At 71.5% G+C, this 16,125-nt stretch carries 20 protein-coding genes and 1 pseudogene; 11 read left to right on the top strand and 10 right to left on the bottom strand.

Annotation, left to right across the window (positions count from 1 at the left end; translation table 11 throughout):
* Nucleotides 1–91: 91 nt before the first annotated feature.
* The gene (locus DFJ66_RS08005) at nucleotides 92–1,147 is read right to left on the bottom strand and encodes a saccharopine dehydrogenase family protein (protein WP_121219424.1); all 1,056 of its coding nucleotides are present in this window, start codon (nucleotides 1,145–1,147) and stop codon (nucleotides 92–94) included.
* Nucleotides 1,144–2,124, bottom strand: a complete 981-nt coding sequence (locus DFJ66_RS08000) for an alpha/beta hydrolase family protein (protein WP_121219421.1) — start codon at nucleotides 2,122–2,124, stop codon at nucleotides 1,144–1,146. Before DFJ66_RS08000 ends, DFJ66_RS08005 begins: the two co-directional genes overlap by 4 nt.
* Before the next feature lie 49 nt (nucleotides 2,125–2,173).
* Between DFJ66_RS08000 and DFJ66_RS07995 the strand changes: the two genes are divergently transcribed.
* A complete protein-coding gene (locus DFJ66_RS07995) occupies nucleotides 2,174–3,004 on the top strand; it encodes a PaaX family transcriptional regulator C-terminal domain-containing protein (RefSeq protein WP_121219419.1) in 831 nt (276 codons plus the stop codon).
* A gap of 154 nt (nucleotides 3,005–3,158) precedes the next feature.
* Complete coding sequence (gene pdxS / locus DFJ66_RS07990; protein ID WP_121219416.1) at nucleotides 3,159–4,067, top strand: pyridoxal 5'-phosphate synthase lyase subunit PdxS; 909 nt, start codon at nucleotides 3,159–3,161, stop codon at nucleotides 4,065–4,067.
* A gap of 51 nt (nucleotides 4,068–4,118) precedes the next feature.
* Here pdxS and DFJ66_RS07985 read toward each other — a convergent pair whose 3' ends face one another.
* Nucleotides 4,119–4,715, bottom strand: coding sequence for a TetR/AcrR family transcriptional regulator (locus tag DFJ66_RS07985; RefSeq protein WP_121219414.1), 597 nt, complete (start codon nucleotides 4,713–4,715; stop codon nucleotides 4,119–4,121).
* 109 nt (nucleotides 4,716–4,824) lie between these two features.
* Here DFJ66_RS07985 and DFJ66_RS45405 point away from each other — a divergent pair.
* Nucleotides 4,825–4,995 (top strand): annotated as a pseudogene (locus tag DFJ66_RS45405) (carboxymuconolactone decarboxylase family protein); the annotation flags it as partial.
* Nucleotides 4,996–5,185: 190 nt separating this feature from the next.
* The gene (locus DFJ66_RS07975; protein ID WP_121219412.1) at nucleotides 5,186–5,536 is read left to right on the top strand and encodes a carboxymuconolactone decarboxylase family protein; all 351 of its coding nucleotides are present in this window, start codon (nucleotides 5,186–5,188) and stop codon (nucleotides 5,534–5,536) included.
* Nucleotides 5,537–5,596: 60 nt separating this feature from the next.
* On the opposite strand, the gene DFJ66_RS07970 is transcribed toward DFJ66_RS07975, so the two are convergent.
* The 3 genes from DFJ66_RS07970 to DFJ66_RS07965 all read right to left on the bottom strand — a co-directional run bounded on the left by DFJ66_RS07970 (nucleotide 5,597) and on the right by DFJ66_RS07965 (nucleotide 6,889).
* Nucleotides 5,597–6,001 carry a type II toxin-antitoxin system VapC family toxin gene (locus DFJ66_RS07970; RefSeq protein ID WP_170199199.1) on the bottom strand — a complete coding sequence of 135 codons (405 nt, stop codon included), beginning with the start codon at nucleotides 5,999–6,001 and terminating at the stop codon, nucleotides 5,597–5,599.
* On the bottom strand, nucleotides 5,998–6,243 hold the full coding sequence (locus DFJ66_RS42535; protein WP_170199197.1) for a hypothetical protein: 246 nt from the start codon (nucleotides 6,241–6,243) through the stop codon (nucleotides 5,998–6,000). The genes DFJ66_RS07970 and DFJ66_RS42535 overlap by 4 nt, the downstream gene beginning before the upstream one ends.
* Before the next feature lie 88 nt (nucleotides 6,244–6,331).
* Complete coding sequence (locus DFJ66_RS07965) at nucleotides 6,332–6,889, bottom strand: helix-turn-helix domain-containing protein (protein WP_121219408.1); 558 nt, start codon at nucleotides 6,887–6,889, stop codon at nucleotides 6,332–6,334.
* Nucleotides 6,890–6,945: 56 nt separating this feature from the next.
* On the opposite strand from DFJ66_RS07965, the gene DFJ66_RS07960 reads away from it, so the two are divergent.
* Nucleotides 6,946–7,635 (top strand): AzlC family ABC transporter permease, encoded by a 690-nt coding sequence (locus tag DFJ66_RS07960; RefSeq protein WP_121219406.1) that lies wholly within the window; start codon nucleotides 6,946–6,948, stop codon nucleotides 7,633–7,635.
* Nucleotides 7,626–7,934, top strand: coding sequence for an AzlD domain-containing protein (locus tag DFJ66_RS07955; protein ID WP_121219404.1), 309 nt, complete (start codon nucleotides 7,626–7,628; stop codon nucleotides 7,932–7,934). Before DFJ66_RS07960 ends, DFJ66_RS07955 begins: the two co-directional genes overlap by 10 nt.
* Here the strand turns inward: DFJ66_RS07955 and DFJ66_RS07950 are convergent.
* The 3 genes from DFJ66_RS07950 to DFJ66_RS07940 are packed head-to-tail and all read right to left on the bottom strand — an operon-like array spanning nucleotide 7,916 to nucleotide 10,672.
* Nucleotides 7,916–8,290 (bottom strand): DUF6292 family protein, encoded by a 375-nt coding sequence (locus tag DFJ66_RS07950; protein WP_121219402.1) that lies wholly within the window; start codon nucleotides 8,288–8,290, stop codon nucleotides 7,916–7,918. The two genes, DFJ66_RS07955 and DFJ66_RS07950, sit on opposite strands and share 19 nt — an antisense overlap.
* A 19-nt stretch (nucleotides 8,291–8,309) precedes the next feature.
* Complete coding sequence (locus DFJ66_RS07945; RefSeq protein ID WP_121219400.1) at nucleotides 8,310–10,160, bottom strand: acyl-CoA dehydrogenase family protein; 1,851 nt, start codon at nucleotides 10,158–10,160, stop codon at nucleotides 8,310–8,312.
* Between the two features lie 38 nt (nucleotides 10,161–10,198).
* Nucleotides 10,199–10,672 carry an Lrp/AsnC family transcriptional regulator gene (locus tag DFJ66_RS07940; protein WP_170199195.1) on the bottom strand — a complete coding sequence of 158 codons (474 nt, stop codon included), beginning with the start codon at nucleotides 10,670–10,672 and terminating at the stop codon, nucleotides 10,199–10,201.
* Nucleotides 10,673–10,749: 77 nt separating this feature from the next.
* Between DFJ66_RS07940 and DFJ66_RS07935 the strand changes: the two genes are divergently transcribed.
* Nucleotides 10,750–11,955, top strand: coding sequence for a trans-sulfuration enzyme family protein (locus DFJ66_RS07935; RefSeq protein ID WP_121219396.1), 1,206 nt, complete (start codon nucleotides 10,750–10,752; stop codon nucleotides 11,953–11,955).
* A 21-nt stretch (nucleotides 11,956–11,976) separates the two neighbouring features.
* Nucleotides 11,977–13,395, top strand: a complete 1,419-nt coding sequence (locus DFJ66_RS07930) for an amino acid permease (protein ID WP_170199193.1) — start codon at nucleotides 11,977–11,979, stop codon at nucleotides 13,393–13,395.
* A gap of 92 nt (nucleotides 13,396–13,487) precedes the next feature.
* Here the strand turns inward: DFJ66_RS07930 and DFJ66_RS43365 are convergent, their stop codons facing one another.
* Nucleotides 13,488–13,775, bottom strand: a complete 288-nt coding sequence (locus tag DFJ66_RS43365) for a hypothetical protein (RefSeq protein ID WP_211351024.1) — start codon at nucleotides 13,773–13,775, stop codon at nucleotides 13,488–13,490.
* Nucleotides 13,776–13,996: 221 nt separating this feature from the next.
* Between DFJ66_RS43365 and pdxT the strand changes: the two genes are divergently transcribed.
* The 3 genes from pdxT (at nucleotide 13,997) to DFJ66_RS07905 (ending at nucleotide 15,976) form a co-directional block, all read left to right on the top strand.
* The gene (gene pdxT / locus DFJ66_RS07915; protein WP_121219392.1) at nucleotides 13,997–14,602 is read left to right on the top strand and encodes a pyridoxal 5'-phosphate synthase glutaminase subunit PdxT; all 606 of its coding nucleotides are present in this window, start codon (nucleotides 13,997–13,999) and stop codon (nucleotides 14,600–14,602) included.
* A 41-nt stretch (nucleotides 14,603–14,643) separates the two neighbouring features.
* On the top strand, nucleotides 14,644–15,396 hold the full coding sequence (locus DFJ66_RS07910; protein WP_121219390.1) for a YebC/PmpR family DNA-binding transcriptional regulator: 753 nt from the start codon (nucleotides 14,644–14,646) through the stop codon (nucleotides 15,394–15,396).
* Between the two features lie 70 nt (nucleotides 15,397–15,466).
* Nucleotides 15,467–15,976, top strand: coding sequence for a DUF4262 domain-containing protein (locus DFJ66_RS07905; protein WP_121219388.1), 510 nt, complete (start codon nucleotides 15,467–15,469; stop codon nucleotides 15,974–15,976).
* The last annotated feature ends 149 nt before the right edge of the window (nucleotides 15,977–16,125 follow it).

Genomic DNA, 16,125 nt, shown 5'->3' with positions numbered 1-16,125 from the left:
AGTGTTTAGTGCTCGATCTCACACCCGTGGCGAGATTGGGACAACCCCAAGTGCCCCGGCAGGAGGAACCCGCTCGGTGGTGCACGCAGAGTCACCGGATGGTGGTCGTCCGGGCTTCGGGGTGGTGGCGGGCCAGGTCGTGGAAGAAGCGGTCCGGGTCGAGGACGGCTTCCGGCGGGTGCACGCCCGGCGGCACGGTGTCGAGTTGGGCCAGGGCGAGGGCGAGCGGGAGGCCGGTCGCCTCGGCCATGTCGTCGAGGAGGGTCGGGTGGTCCAGCCGCACTTCGACCGCCCGGCCGCCGCCGGTCGCCACGGCGAAGAAGCGCGGCAGGGTGCCGGGCCCGGCCGGGCGGCGCAGCAGCGACTTGGCAAGGCGGACCGGGGTCGGGCGGAGCAGGGCGGTGGCGGCGGTGTCGGGGGTCAGGCGGCCGGTGTCGATGTCGTGGCGCAGCACGTCCAGGTAGGCGATCGTGCCCGGCCGGGCGACCATGAGGGTCGTCGCCCGGCGCGGGCGGAAGGTGGTGTGGAAGGTCAGCGGTTCCGGGTGACCCACGGTGTGGGCGGTGCCCGTCGCGCCGCTGGGCAAGGTCAGCGCGACCGGACGCAGGGGCGGTTCCTCGGTGATCTCGCCGTTCTCGACCACGGCGATCCGACCGCTGATCTGGAGCATCCAGTGCACCACCGCGGCCGTGGCCGCCGCGTCCCCGTCGCCCTCGGCCGGCCAGGCGGTGTGGACCTCCTCGACCACGTCCAGTTCGCGCACCGCCAGCGCGGCCAGCAGGTTGCTCGCGCCGGGGCTCGCACCCATCCCGACCACCGCCCGCACACCGGCTTGCCGCGCGGCACCGTCCATCGCGAGCAGGTCGCGGGTGGGTTGCCAGTCGTCGCAGATGTCGAGGTAGTGGGTGCCGGTGTCGATCGCGGCTTCCAGGACGGCCGGGCCGTAGCGGTAGAAGGGGCCGACCGTGTTGAGCACGACGTCGGCGGACTTGAGGAGGTCGCGCAGCGCTCGGCCGTCCGCGATGTCGATGCGCACGCCGCCGGCGCGGTCGGCAACGGTCACTTCGCGCACCTGTGGCAGGTTCGCGGCGACCCGGGCGGCCACCGCACCCGTCGCGCCGGTGCCGCCCAGTGCCACGACCTTCATCGGACCCGCTCCAGGAACCGGACCTGGTCGTCCAGGACGCCGGGGGCGAACAGCGAGCGCGGCGCGGCGATGGCGGTGACCGTGAGGACGAACTGGTCGGTGTCGCGGGTCAGGCCGTGGGTGGCGTTGGGGTAGCGGTGCACCTCCAGGTCCTTGATCAACTGGCGGTAGGTGGTCTCGGTCTCGGTGACGTCGACGTTCCGGTCGTGGTCGCCCACCAGCAGGAGGACGGGGGCGTGCACGCGGGCCAGGTCGGCGGTCGCGTCGGACTCGAAGTTGGCCAGCACGAACCGCCAGCGGTCCGGGGTCATCTCCTGGTCGCCGGTGCTGCGCTGGTACTCCTCGAAGGAGACGCGGCGGCGGGCGAGGTCGAGCCGTTCCTCGCGCCGGGCCAGGGCGGCCTGCGGGTCCTCGCCCTCGGGCAGTTCGGCCAGCAGGTTGTAGCGGCCCTGGCGCAACCAGTTCACGGCGGTGCCCACGGCGATCACGAAGTGGACGTCGGTGTCGGCGGCGACGGCGGGCATGACCCAGCCGGCCTGGCTCGCGCCCCACAGACCGATGCGGTTCGGGTCGATCTCGGGCCTGGTGCGCGCCCAGGCGATGGCCCGGCGGACCTCGTCGGCGCGGTCGGCCATGGTCTGGTGCAGCCAGTTGCCGGGGGCTCCGGCGACACCGGGCTTGTCCCACGAGAGGGAGGCGTACCCGGCGCGGGCGAAGGCTTCCCACAGCGGGCGGTAGAAGGTGTCGTGGGTGGCGTCGATCGGGCCGTCGCCGTGCACGAAGATCACCAGCCCGTGCCGGTCGCCGGTCTCGGGCCGGGCCATGACACCCCGAAGCTCACCACCGCTCCCTGTGCCGCCGATGGTCACCCGCTCCTCTCTCAGCGCGTATTCGTGCTGGTAGACGACCCACCCGCCCGCCAGCAGCGCCAGCACCACCAGCACGCTGAGCACGCGCAGTGCCTTCCCCCATTTCATACAAACTCCAAACTATCGTTTTCGCTACGATCGTTGTAGATTTGAACACATGGACGTGGATGTGCCAACCAGGACCGTCGTGGAAGCGCTCGTGCAGGCCGACGGCACCGTGGACATGGGTGAGCTGTACGACGTCGCCGCCGAGCTCGGGATGTCCGACCAGCAGGTGCGGCTGTGCGCGAAACGACTGGTGGCGGACGGGAAGTTCACCTCGGAGGGTCGCGGCCGGCGCGGGGTGCTGCGCATGACGCCCGAGGCGCTGCGGGCCGCCGAGCCGGACGTGGAGTTCGTCCGGTTCATGTACCGGCAGGACGCGGGCGAGGTGACGTGGGACGGCAACTGGCACCTGGTTGCCTTCGCCGTACCGGAGTCCCAGCGGCCGGCGCGGGACGCGTTCCGGGACGCCGTCGTGCGGTTCGGCGGGGCACCGCTCCAAGGTGGCCTCTACGTGTCACCGCACGACTGGGAACCGCTGGTCGAGGGCGAAGCCGAGCGGCTCGGCGTGCTCGACTCGGTGACCTTCCTGACCAGCCGGGACCTGCGCATCGGCACGGAACGCGGTGCGGTCGCGCTGACCGCCCGGCTCTGGCCGCTGGCCGAGATCGCCGCCCGGCACGTCCGGCTCGCCGAGGTGGCGGAGGAACGGTTGCGGCTGCTGGAGGAGGGGCCGGACCGCACGACCTTGCTGCGGATCGCGGTGGAGGTGGCGGCGGAGTTCACCCGGGCCGTCGAGCCGGACCCGCTGCTGCCGCCGGCGCTGCTGCCCCGGCCGTGGGCGGGGGCGCAGGCGCGGGCACTGGTCGCCCGGTGCTGGGAGGCGCTGGAGCGGCGGTCGGCCGAACTGCCCCTGTTGTTCCGGGCCTACGCGGGTGTCCGCTGATCGGTCGCTGGTCGACGCTTCGGGGTGGCGTAGGCCACTACCTGCGGCGCAGCAGTGAGTGGCCTGCCGAGAACGGGTCGGAGTGGCCTTCTTGGAGGGTCCACGTCGGACGTACGATTGGCCTGTTCGTCCACTCGACTTCGAAAGGTTCGCCGTGACCACTGAAACCGACTCCGGTACCCACGTCACCGGCACCGGCCGCGTCAAGCGCGGCATGGCGGAGATGCTCAAGGGCGGCGTGATCATGGACGTGGTCACCCCCGAGCAGGCCAAGATCGCCGAGGACGCCGGCGCGGTGGCGGTCATGGCGCTCGAGCGCGTGCCCGCCGACATCCGCGCGCAGGGCGGCGTGTCCCGGATGAGCGACCCGGACATGATCGACGGCATCATCAACGCGGTGTCCATCCCGGTCATGGCCAAGGCGCGCATCGGCCACTTCGTCGAGGCCCAGGTGCTGCAGTCGCTGGGCGTGGACTACATCGACGAGTCCGAGGTGCTGACCCCGGCCGACTACGCCAACCACATCGACAAGTGGCAGTTCACCGTGCCCTTCGTGTGCGGTGCGACCAACCTCGGCGAGGCCCTGCGCCGCATCACCGAGGGCGCGGCGATGATCCGGTCCAAGGGCGAGGCCGGCACCGGTGACGTCTCCAACGCCACCACCCACATGCGCAAGATCCGCGCGGAGATCCGCCGCCTGCAGAACCTGCCCGCCGACGAGCTGTACGTGGCCGCCAAGGAGCTCCAGGCGCCCTACGAGCTGGTCCGCGAGGTGGCGGAGGCCGGCAAGCTGCCGGTCGTGCTGTTCACCGCCGGCGGCATCGCCACCCCGGCCGACGCGGCGATGATGATGCAGCTGGGCGCCGAGGGCGTGTTCGTCGGCTCGGGCATCTTCAAGTCCGGCAACCCGGCGCAGCGCGCCGAGGCCATCGTGAAGGCCACCACCTTCTACGACGACCCGGACGTGATCGCCAAGGTCTCGCGCGGCCTGGGCGAGGCCATGGTCGGCATCAACGTCGACGAGATCCCGCAGCCGCACCGCCTGGCGGAGCGCGGCTGGTAGTCCCAGCACCGTCCAGCGAAAGCGCCCCGGCACATCCGCCGGGGCGCTTTTTCATCGGCTCAGTCCCACGAGCTTCGTCAGGAACCGGTCCACCTGGTCGGCGGCGGGTGGCCACGGCAGGTCCGGCTCGTTGATGCGCTGCGTCAGCATGCCGTTGACCGCCGTGCGCAGGTCGATCGTGACGACGTCGGCGTCGTCGGCCGGCGCGACACCCGCGTCCATGCACCGCTGCACGGCGTCCCGCGTCCGCGCGACCAGGACCTCTTTGAACGGCATGCCGAGCCGCCGGTGCACCCCGCTCTCGTGCAGGACCTTGTAGAGCCCGGGGTGCTGCTCCGCCCACGCGACCTGGGCGAGGATCCGCGCCCGCAGCCGCGCCGCCGGCTCGTCGTGTCGCGCCTCGGCCTCGTCGCCGACCCGGACCAGGTCCTCGTGGCAGCGCGCCATCGCCGCCTGGACCAGCGTGTCCCGGTCGGCGAAGTGCAGGTACACCGAGGTCGCCGCGATCGACACCTCCCGAGCCACCGCGCGCAGTGACAACGCCTCGTCGTCGGCGAGCTCGTCCAGCATCCGCACGGCCGCCGAGACGATCTCCTCGCGCAGCCGCGCGCCTTGGTTGCGGGGATTGGGCTTGCGGGTCTTCTCCATCGCGGCCGATTGTAGCCGAACAGAAGTAGCGCTACGGTTGTAGGGCTACAGCCGTAGCGCTACAACCGTTCCAGGAGGCTCGGTGACCGACGATTTCGTGTTCCTGCAGATGGCCGAGGCGACGACGCGCCAGGCGTGGGCGGTGCCCGAACTGGACGACCGCGAGAAGATCCTCATCGCCGTGGTCGCGGACGTGTGCAACCAGACGCTGGGACGGCCGTTCGAGCAGCACGTCCGCGAGGGCCACGCCCGCGGGGTGACCACCGCCGACCTCCGCGCGCTGCTGCGGCTCGTCGCCTTCGACACCGGCTACCCGGCGGCGTCGGCCGCGCTCGACCGCCTGGCGGAGATCGACCCCGGGGCCGACGACGAGGCGGAACCCTCCCGGCGGCCTTGGCGTCGGCCGCGCTCGACCGCCTGGCGGAGATCGACCCCGGGGCCGACGACGAGGCGGAACCCTCCCGGCGGCCTTGCTGTCCACCGGCCCGGACGCCGCCCCGAGCCCGCTGCCCGCCCACGTCGCCGCCCAGGCGGACGAACTCGACCCGCACTTCGGCGAGTACCTGCGGCTCCAGTCCCGGATGCGGTCGGTGTCGGGTCCGGGGACGCTCACCGTGCGGGAGCGGGCGTTCGCCACGATGAGCGTGGACGTGCACTACCAGACTCTGGAGGAGAGCTTCGAGGTCCACGTCCGGCGGGCACTCGGCGCGGGCGCGACCGAACAGGACGTCCGGGCGGTGCTGCGGTTCAACGCGCAGTTCGGGACGACCCGCGCGTGGCGAGCGTGGAAGGCGCTGAACGCCCTCCTCGTCACCGCGTGACAGTCACCTGACCACCCGGCGACGCGGCCCCGGCACCACCGCCGGGGCCGCGTCGGCGTTTCAGGAGACCGGGTAGACCTCGATCGCCGCGTCGTGACCGTGTGATCGTGCGAGCTTCCCGTCGCACGTCACGAGCGGAGCGTCGAGCAGTTCCGCGAGCGCCACGAAAAAGGCGTCCCGCGACGAGACGGTGTGTCGGATCTCCCAGCAGCGCCGCACCAGGTCGCGGTGGGAAGTCCGGGTGATGGGCATGTCCCGGACGTTGCCCAGGACGAACTCGGCCTGGTCGTCGGTGAGCGTGCCCTTGCGGTTGAGCCTCCGCACCACGCCGAGCAGTTCCACGTCGATCAGTTCCGGGGCGGCGGCAGCACCGCTGAGCAGCCGTTGCGCCAGCGCGGTGTTCGGTCGCGGGTTGACCACCAGTTCGACGAGCGCCGAGGTGTCGACGACGGCCGTGAACCTCACTCGTCCCCCTCGCGGGCGGCGGCGACCTCGGCGAGCAGCGTCGCACCGTCGATCTCCCACGGGCGTGGCCAGCTCCGGTGGTACACCTCGGCCATCGTCGGCGTGTTCGCCAACTCCACGAGGAATCGGCGGAGGTAGGCGGTGAGCGAGATGCCCTCGGCGCTCGCGCGGGCTTGGAGGACCTCGATGACGCCCACGGGGACGTCACGGATCTGGACGGGCTTCACCTCGTGCTCGCTCATGGGGTCGAGCCTAGGTGGTGCGAGTGCAGTCTGCATGCAACCCGCATCGGGATATTCGCGATTGATCAGGATCGCTCGAACGGGTGTTCTAGATGTGCTCCATGATCAGCACCACCGACGTCCCCGGTTCCAGCGCCTGGGCCGTGTGGGGCACGTCGCCGGGGTACATCGCGTAGTCACCCGGACCCAGCTCCACCGGGTCGCTCTTCGGCCCCGTCAACACGCGCCCGCGGCTCACGATCGCGTGCTCGACCGTGCCCGGCATGTGCGGCTCGGACTCGCGGGGGTTGCCGGGTTCCAGGTCCAGCACGTAGATGTCCCGGCGGGCGCCCGGCGGGCAGGACGCCAGCAGGGTCGCGGTGTAGTGGGCGCGTTCCGAGTAGATCGCCGGGCCCTGGCCCGCGCGGATGACCTGGACGCGGGTCGTGGGCGGGTCGACCAGGCGGCTGAAGGGGACGCCCAGCGCCACGCCCAGGGCCCACAGGGTCTCGACGCTCGGGTTGCCGGTGCCGGCCTCCAACTGCGACAGCGTCGACTTCGCGATCCCCGCCCGCTTGGCGAGCTCGCTGAGCGACAGGCCCACGCGGTCGCGTTCGCGGCGGAGGGAGGCGGCGATGACCTCCAGCGGCGCACCTGTGTTCGGCATGACAGTCCAATCGTTCGCCTTGACGAACGGCCACCTACCGTTCATCGTGGAAGACGATGCGTTCGATATGGCGAACTCTAGACCCCGAGCTGCTGCGTGACGTCGCCGCGGTGGCCGCTGGTGCCGCGGTGAACGGTGCCTCCTTCGGCGCGATCTCGGTCGCGGCCGGGTTGCCCTGGTGGTTGCCCGTCCTGATGTCGCTGCTCGTGTTCGCGGGCGGCGCGCAGTTCATGGCGGTCGGGGTGGTCGCGAGTGGTGGCAGTCCGGCCGCGGCGGTGGTGGCGGGGCTCGTGCTCAACGCCCGGCACCTGCCGTTCGGGCTGGCCGTGGGTGACGTGCTGGGACGTGGGCTGCTCGCCCGGCTGATCGGCAGCCACCTGCTGATCGACGAGACGGTCGCCTTCGCGATCGCCCAACGGGACCCGGCGAAGGCACGTGCGGCGTACTGGGCGTGCGGGACCTCGCTGTTCGCCGCCTGGAACCTCGCCGTCGTGGCCGGCGCGCTGGTCGGCCAGGCCATCGGCGACCCGGGCGCGTTCGGCCTGGACGCCGCCTTCCCGGCCGCCCTCCTGGCCCTGACCCTGCCCGCTCTCAAGGACCCCCGGACCCGCAACGCCGCCCTCCTCGGCTCGGCGGTCGCGCTGGCGACGACCCCGTTCCTGCCCGCGGGCCTGCCCGTGCTGCTCGCCCTGACCGGCCTGGTGGCGGCGATGACGACCCGACAGGAGGCCCGGACGTGCCCGTGACCGCCGTCCTCGTGCTCGCCGCCGGCACCTACGCCTTCCGCCTGGCCGGCCCCCTGCTGCGGGACCGGCTGCGCCTGCCGGACCGGGTGAAGGAACTCATGTCGATCAGCGCGACCGTGCTGCTGGTCGCCCTCGTGGCCACGGCCTCGCTGACCAGGGGGCAGGGCTTCGCGGGGTGGGCGCTGCCGGCGGGCGTGCTGGTCGGGGGCCTCGCGGCCTGGCGGAAGGCCCCGTTCGTGGTGGTCGTGCTGCTGGCCGCCGCGACCACGGCCGGCCTGCGCTACCTGGGCGTGGAGTAGGGGCGCAACCGGACGGCCAGCGCCTGCCGGTTGCCCTTCGCCGTCGGCTCCGGCCCGCCGGGTCGGCCGGCCAGCACGTCGGCCACGAACCGGGCCACCACCCGCGGCGGCGGTACGAGCGGGTGGCCCAGGTGGGCCAGCACCACGGGGGTCTCGAAGGGCGCCGTCTCCACCGCGACCGACCAACCGTGGACGTCGCTCCACACCAGCATCAGGTCGCGTTCGGTGTCCTCGCCGAGCGCCAGGTACGCGGTGACGGTGTCGCTGACCTCGTACTCCGTGCCCTCCGGGGGGACGCCGACCTGCTGGGCGACCGCGCGCACGTACCCGGCCAGGCCTTCGGTCAGCTCGTCCATACGGCCCATTGTGTCCCTCTCACCCGATGATCGGAGCCCCCAACCAGGACTCCGGCACGCCGAACGCGTCCACCAACCGCCGCGCGTCGGGCCGCAACGCCCCGCACAGGTCGTTCACCGCCTGGGTCACCGCCTTGGCCCGCTGCGGGGTCAGCCGCCCGTGCTCCAGGAACCACGCCCGGTCGGCCTCGATGACCGACAGCGCGTACAAGTCGCACACCCGGTCCAGCAACTCCTTCGTCGCAGTGTCGCCGCACCGGTCGACGGCCGCCACGAAAGCCTCCAGCACCACCCGGTCCACGTGTGCGCGTGCCGCGTGCAGCACGTGGTCCTGGGCCGCGTTGAACACGTCGAACGCGTTCTCCGGAGTGGCCCGCCGCAGCCGCCGCGCCAAGCCCTCCACCACGTGCCGCTCGCGGTCCTCGAACTGCCGGACCTGCCAGCCCCGGTCCAGCAGGGCGTCGGAACTGCCGCTGACCAGCCGGTCGATGATGGCCCGCGCCGCCGTCCGCTCGATGACCACGCCCACCGCCTGGTCGGCGACGAACCTCGCCATGCCCCACGGGTCCAGGTCGCCCACGTGGTCGCGGTAACTGGTCAGCAGACCCTTGGCGACGAGCTGGAGCAACACGGTGTTGTCGCCCTCGAACGTCGTGAAGACGTCGGTGTCCGCCTTGAGGCCCGCCAACAGGTTCTCGCTCAGGTACCCCGCGCCGCCGCACGCCTCCCGGCACGCCTGGATGGTCGCGGTCGCGTGCCAGGTGGCCACCGCCTTCAGCCCGGCGGCCCGGGACTCCAGCTCGCGCTGCGCCCGGTCGTCGGACACGTCGTGCAGCGCCGACACCAGCTCCTCCTGCGCGAAGTGCAGCGCGTAGGTGGTGGCCAGGGCGGGCAGCAGGCGGCGCTGGTGGGCCAGGTAGTCCAGGACCACGACCTCCTCGCCGGTGTCGGGCCGGGTGAACTGCCGGCGTCGCTCGGCGTACCGGATCGCGATGGTCAGCGCCTTCTTCGTCGCGCTGCCCGCCCCGCCGGCCACGCTGATCCGCCCGCGCACCAACGTGCCGAGCATGGTGAAGAACCGCCGGCTCTCGCCCTCGATCGGGCTGTCGTACGTGCCGTCGGCGGCGACTTTTCCGTACCGGTCAAGGAGGTTCGCGCGCGGCACCCGGACGTGGTCGAACGTCAACCGCCCGTTGTCCACGCCGTTGAGCCCTGCTTTCGGCCCGCAGTCCTCGATCCGCACGCCCGGCACCGGGTTGCCGTCAGCGTCCCGGATCTGCACCAGCAGCGCGTGCACGCCGTGCTCGTCGCCACCGCTGACCAGTTGCGCGAACACGACCGCCATCCGCCCGTCGCGGGCGGCGTTGCCGATGTAGTCCTTGCGGGCGGACGGGTCGGGGGTGTGGACGACGAACTCGTCGGTCTCGGGGTCGAAGGTCGCGGTGGTGCGCAGGTGCTGCACGTCCGACCCGTGCCCGGTCTCCGTCATGGCGAAGCAGCCGGGCAGGTCGAGGCTCATGATCGCGGGCAGGTGCTCGGCGTGGTGCCGTTCCGTGCCCAGCGCCTGCACCGCGCCGCCGAACAGCCCCCACTGCACACCGGCCTTGACCATCAGCGACAGGTCCCCGAACCCGAGCACCTCGAACGCCACGACCGACCCGCCGATGTCGTCCTTGCCGCCGTACTCGGTCGGGAAGCCGATGAGCGGGTGGCCGCCGTCCGCGAGCGCGTGCAACTGCTCCAGCACCCACGCCCGGTAGGCCTCGCGGTCGAGCTCGCCCGGCGGTTCCAGCTTGCCCAGCAGTTCCAAGGAGGTGCGGCGCAGTGCCGCCCAACGCCCGTCCAGCAGGTCCCGCAGTGCGTCGGCCATGCCTTTACCTAACACACCGCTCGGCGTGTCGCCGTTCGTCATGACCAAGGGCCGCGGCCCTCGACCGGCGGCACGGTGTGCTTGCGGACGTGCTGGAACAGCAGGTTCGTGTGCAGTTCGCTGACTTCGCGGCGGGTGGTGAAGCGGTCCAGGACCAGGCGTTGCAGGTGGGCGGTGTCGGCGACGGCCACGTGCACGAGGAAGTCCTCCGGACCGGCCACGTGGGACAGCGCGAGCACCTCGGGCAGCGACAGCACGTACTCCATGAACGGCTCCACGATGGCCCTGGTGTGCGGGCGCACGCGGACCGCGATCACGGCCTGCACCGGGCGGCCGATGGCGGCCAAGTCCACCTCGGCGTGGTAGCCGGTGATCACGCCCCGCTCGCGCAGCGCCCGGTGCCGGACCACGCACGTCGACGCCGCTACGTTGACCCGGTCGGCCAGGTCCTTGTTGGGCAGCCGAGCGTCGTTCTGGAGCTCCCGCACGATGGCGGCGTCGATCGAATCCATTGCGGTGAACTCCCTTGTCCGCCGAATGACCTGCGGAATCATGGCCGTTGCGCCGAGGATAAGTCCACGATTCCGCCATGACACGCTTGCGAACGACGGCGGTGCACGGTGGGCGCGATGACCTCGCGGACCTGGGCGTGCACGCCCCGCCGATCGACCTGTCCACCACCTACCCGGTGCCCGACCAGGTCGCGGGCGGCCAGGCCCTCCAGGACCTCGCCGAAGGAGCCGCGCACGCCGCGTCGCCGGTGTACTCGCGGCTGCACAACCCGACCGTGGCCCGGTTCGAGGAGGCGCTGGCCGCGCTGGAGCACACCGAGACGTCGGTGGCGTTCGGCAGCGGCATGGCCGCCGTGACCGCCGTCGTGCAGGCGGCCTGCGTGATGCGCGGTCTTCCCCATGTCGTGGCCGTGCGCCCGATCTACGGCGGCACCGACCACCTGCTGTCCTCCGGCCTGCTGGGGGTGCGCACCACCTACGCCCGCGCTGATCGTGTCGCCGACGCCATCACGCCTGAGACCGGTCTGGTGGTGCTGGAGACCCCGGCCAACCCGAACCTCGACCTGGTCGACATCGCGGCGGTGGTCTCCCAGGCGGGCGGTGTGCCGGTCATGGTGGACAACACCTTTGCCACACCCGTGTTGCAGAACCCGGCCCTGCTCGGCGCGACCTACGTGCTGCACTCGGCCACCAAGTACCTCGGCGGGCACGGGGACGTGCTCGGCGGCGTCGTGGCGTGCGAGGAGGACGTGGCCCGCGCGCTGCGGCAAGTCCGGATCATCACCGGCGCGGTCCTGCACCCGCTCGGCGGCTACCTCCTGCACCGCGGCCTGGCGACCCTGCCGCTGCGCGTCGAGGCCGCGCAGGCGTCGGCGGTGGAGTTGGCCCGGCGGCTGGACGCGCACCCCGGCGTGGGCCTGGTGCGCCACCCGAGCCTCACCACCTCGCCGTTGCTCGGCACGCAGATGCGGGGGACCGGCGCGGTGCTGGCGTTCACCACCCGCGAGGCCCCGGCTGTCGTCGTGCGCAGGCTGACCCTGGTGACCCCCGCGGTGTCGCTCGGCTCGGTCGACACCCTCATCGAGCACCCCGCCGCCCTGACCCACCGACTGGTGGACTCGCGCGACCGGGTCGCGTCCGGTGTGCCGGAGAACCTGCTGCGCGTGAGCGTGGGCCTGGAGGACGTCGAGGACATTTGGGACGATCTCGACCAAGCCCTCTCGAGTGAATGTGAGGGTGATTACATCAAGCCTTCCTCAAGCGATTCTTACGCGGCCGTGTAGAACCGCTAACGTCCGGCCACCATGAATGAGCAGATGGCAATGGAGCCGGACGCCGACGGCTACACCAAAGCGCTGTCGAAGCGTCAAGTCCAGATGATCGCCATCGGTGGCGCCATCGGCGTCGGCCTGTTCCTGGGCGCGGGCGGGAGACTCGCCCAGGCCGGGCCGTCGCTGGTGTTCTCGTACGCGGCGTGCGGCATCGCGGCTTTCTTCGTGATGCGCGCGCTCGGCGAATTGGTGCTGCACCGGCCGACCGCCGGCAGTTTCGTGGAATACGCCCGCGAGTTCATCGGCCCGTGGGCGGGATTCACCTCGGGCTGGATGTACTGGGTGAACTGGGCGATGACCGGCATCGCCGAGATCACCGCGGTGGCGATCTACGTTCACCGCTGGCTGCCCGACCTGCCGCAGTGGGTGACCGCGCTGATCGCGCTGGGCGCACTCGTGGCGATCAACCTGTTGTCGGTGAAGCTGTTCGGCGAACTGGAGTTCTGGTTCAGCGTCATCAAGGTCACCGCGATCGTGGTGTTCCTGTTCACCGGCGCGGCGCTGGTCATCGGCAGCGCCGACGTCGGCGGGCACCAGGCGGGCGTGCACAACCTGGTCGGCAACGGGGGCATGTTCCCGGCCGGGGTGGGCATCGCGCTGATGACGCTGCAGGCCGTGATCTTCGCGTACTCGGCCATCGAACTGGTCGGCATCGCGGCCGGCGAGACCGCGAACCCGCGGGGCGTCATGCCGAAGGCGATCAACGGCGTGGTGTACCGGATCGGCGTCTTCTACGTCGGGTCGGTGCTGCTGCTGGCGATGCTGCTGCCGTGGAACCTGTACAGCGGGGCGGAGAGCCCGTTCGTCACGGTGTTCTCGGCGCTGGGCATCGCCGGTGTGGGTGACGTGATGAACGCCGTGGTGCTGACGGCCGCGTTGTCGTCGTGCAACTCGGGGTTGTACTCGACCGGGCGAATCCTGCGGTCGCTGGCGCAGAAGGGCGAGGCACCCGCGTTCACCGGGCGGATGAGTGCCCGGCACGTGCCTTACGGCGGGATCCTGTTCACGTCCGTGGCTTACCTGGCGGGTGTGGTCCTGAACTACGTCGTGCCCAAGGAGGCGTTCGACATCGCGATCGCCATCGCGTCTTTGGGTGTGGTGGCGACATGGGCTACGTTGATCTTGTGCCAGTTGCGGTTGCGGAAGGCGGCGTTGCGCGGTGAGGTCGAGCGGCCGTCTTACCGGATGCCCGGTGCGCCTTACACGGGCTACGCCACTCTGGGGTTCCTCGCGCTGGTCATCGTGCTGATGGCCTTCGCCGGAACCGCTGAACGCATCGCGTTCTGGTCCATCCCCGTGCTCGCGGTCGTCCTCGCGGTCGGCTGGCGAGCCGTCAAGTCCCGTCGTTCGTCGGCCCACCAGGCCGAGGAACGGGTCGCGGCGAGCGACTAGCACCTCACCCGCCGCGGGAACATCGGGCGGCCGGTCCGGACGAGCGCCACGAGCCCTCACTCCGGCCCGGCCGCCTGCCTTTCCCACCCTGATCACCCGCCACCCCCGCCGCCCCCATCCCCGCCCCCGCCGCTGCCGCGCCTGCCGCTGCCGCGCCTGCCGCTGCCGCGCCTGCCGCTGCCGCGCCTGCCGCTGCCGCGCCTGCCGCTGCCGCGCCTGCCGCTGCCGCGCCTGCCGCTGCCGCGCCTGCCGCTGCCGCGCCTGCCGCTGCCGCGCCTGCCGCTGCCGCGCCTGCCGCTGCCGCGCCTGCCGCTGCCGCGCCTGCCGCTGCCGCGCCTGCCGCTGCCGCGCCTGCCGCTGCCGCCCCCGCCCCCCGCCACCCGTCACCCCTGCCGCCCCCGCGCCGCCGCGCCTGCCGCCCGCAGCGCTGCTCGTGGCCGTCGCGCCCGCACCGCACCTGCCGGACGTGCCGGCCGGGAAATGTCGGTGGCTCGTGGGATGATCGACTCGGGGGCCGGAGGCCGGCGGATCGCGCCTGGTGAGGGGCGCTCACGCCGCGCCAGCTAGGCTGGTGGGCAGCGCACAAGGAGGAAGTCCAGTCGTGTCCGTCGTCGGTGTCCTCGCCCTCCAGGGCGACGTCCGTGAGCACCTCGTCTCCCTCGCCGAGGCCGACGTGCTCGCCCGTCCCATCCGCCGTCCCGAGGAGCTCGCCGAGGTCGACGGGGTGGTGCTGCCCGGTGGCGAGTCGACGACCATCAGCCGGCTGCTGGAGACCTTCGAGCTGCTCGAACCGCTCCGCCAGCGCATCAAGGACGGGATGCCGGCCTACGGCTCCTGCGCGGGCATGATCCTGCTCGCCGACCAGGTCCTCGACGGCCGCCCCGACCAGCACCAGCTCGGCGGCCTCGACATCGTCGTCCGGCGCAACGCGTTCGGGCGGCAGGTGGATTCGTTCGAGGCGGAACTGGACTTCACCGAGGTCGGTCCCGTGCACGCCGTGTTCATCCGCGCCCCGTGGGTGGAAAGTGTCGGGGAAGGCGTGGAAGTGCTCGCCAGGGTTCCCGAATCCGCCGAAGCCGGAGAGGCCGCCGGTAGGATCGTCGCGGTTCGGCAGGGGCACGTGCTCGCCACCTCGTTCCACCCGGAACTGACCGGTGACGGACGCGTGCACCGCCTGTTCGTGGACATGGTCCGCTCGGCGAGCTGAGCAGGGCTGAGTACGGCAGAGTAAATCGACGGAGGATTTTGATGAGCGGCCACTCCAAGTGGGCCACCACTAAGCACAAGAAGGCCGCCCTCGACGCCAAGCGCGGCAAGCTGTTCGCCAAGCTCATCAAGAACATCGAGGTCGCCGCGCGCACCGGCGGGGGTGACCCGGACGGCAACCCGACGCTGTACGACGCCATCCAGAAGGCGCGCAAGAACTCGGTGCCGCTGGACAACATCGAGCGCGCCCGCAAGCGCGGCGCGGGCGAGGAAGCCGGTGGCGCGGACTGGCAGACGATCATGTACGAGGGCTACGGCCCCAACGGCGTCGCCGTCCTGGTCGAGTGCCTCACCGACAACCGCAACCGCGCGGCGTCCGAGGTGCGCACCGCCATGACCCGCAACGGCGGCAACATGGCCGACCCGGGTTCGGTGGCCTACATGTTCACGCGCAAGGGCGTCGTGATCGTGCCGAAGAACGGCCTGTCCGAGGACGACGTCCTGATGGCCGTCCTGGACGCGGGTGCCGAGGAGGTCAACGACCTCGGCGAGAGCTACGAGGTGGTCAGCGAGGCGAGCGACATGGTCGCCGTCCGCACCGCCCTCCAGGACGCCGGCTACGACTACGAGAGCGCCGAGGCGAACTTCCTCCCGTCGGTCACCGTGCAGCTGGAAGCCGAAGGCGCGCGGAAGATCTTCAAGCTGATCGACGCCCTGGAGGACTGCGACGACGTGCAGAACGTCTTCGCCAACTTCGACGTCTCCGACGACGTCATGGCCGAGGTCGACGCGTAGAACGCGTGAAGCCGAAGCCGCGTGTGACCCCTGACGGACCGTACGCAGGGGTCACACGCGGTTGGGCAGGATGGCCGACGTGACGAGCCCTCAAGAATCACAGCTGCGGGAGTGGCTGTTCGACCAGGCCGAACGGCACGGGCACGCGGTGGTCAACGTCGCCGCCGACCGCGAGGGCGCGGGCTACTCGTTCTCCGTGGGGGCCTGGCGGCGGTTCGGCGTGGCCGAAGCGGTCGTGCTGGGCCTGCCCACCGACATCGCCGAAGTGCTCATCCGCAGCTACGTGGACCGGGCCAGCCGGGGTGAGCGGTTCGTGCCCGGCAAGCTGTACTTCGACTTCTTCGACAACGTGCCGATCACGTTCGAGCGCGTCTTCAAGGGGTTCTACCCCGAGTTCTTCGGCAGCGCGTTCCTGCTCTACGGCAAGGGCGACTTCGCCGCCGTGCAGATCCTCATCCCGACCGTCGACGGCGTCTTCCCGTGGCAGCCGGGCGCGCCCGAGGGGTTCGCCGACTGGCAGCTGGTGCTGACCGAGAGCGGCGTGCCGGAGAGCTGGACCCCGGGCATCAGCGGCCCCTGAGCCTGTCACCTGCGCTTTTCCCCTTGTCCACCGCGCGGTCGTCTCGGACGTCGTTGTCAGGCGATCGTTGTCAGTCGTCCGGTCGCCGACACCGGACAACGCCCGCGGGCTGACACTGCTGGTGTGCCCGAGGAGTCGGGGACTTGAGC

Origin of the sequence: Saccharothrix variisporea (assembly GCF_003634995.1) — a bacterium.
Classification (GTDB): domain Bacteria; phylum Actinomycetota; class Actinomycetes; order Mycobacteriales; family Pseudonocardiaceae; genus Actinosynnema; species Actinosynnema variisporeum.
This window is presented reverse-complemented; position numbering and strand designations above follow the sequence as displayed.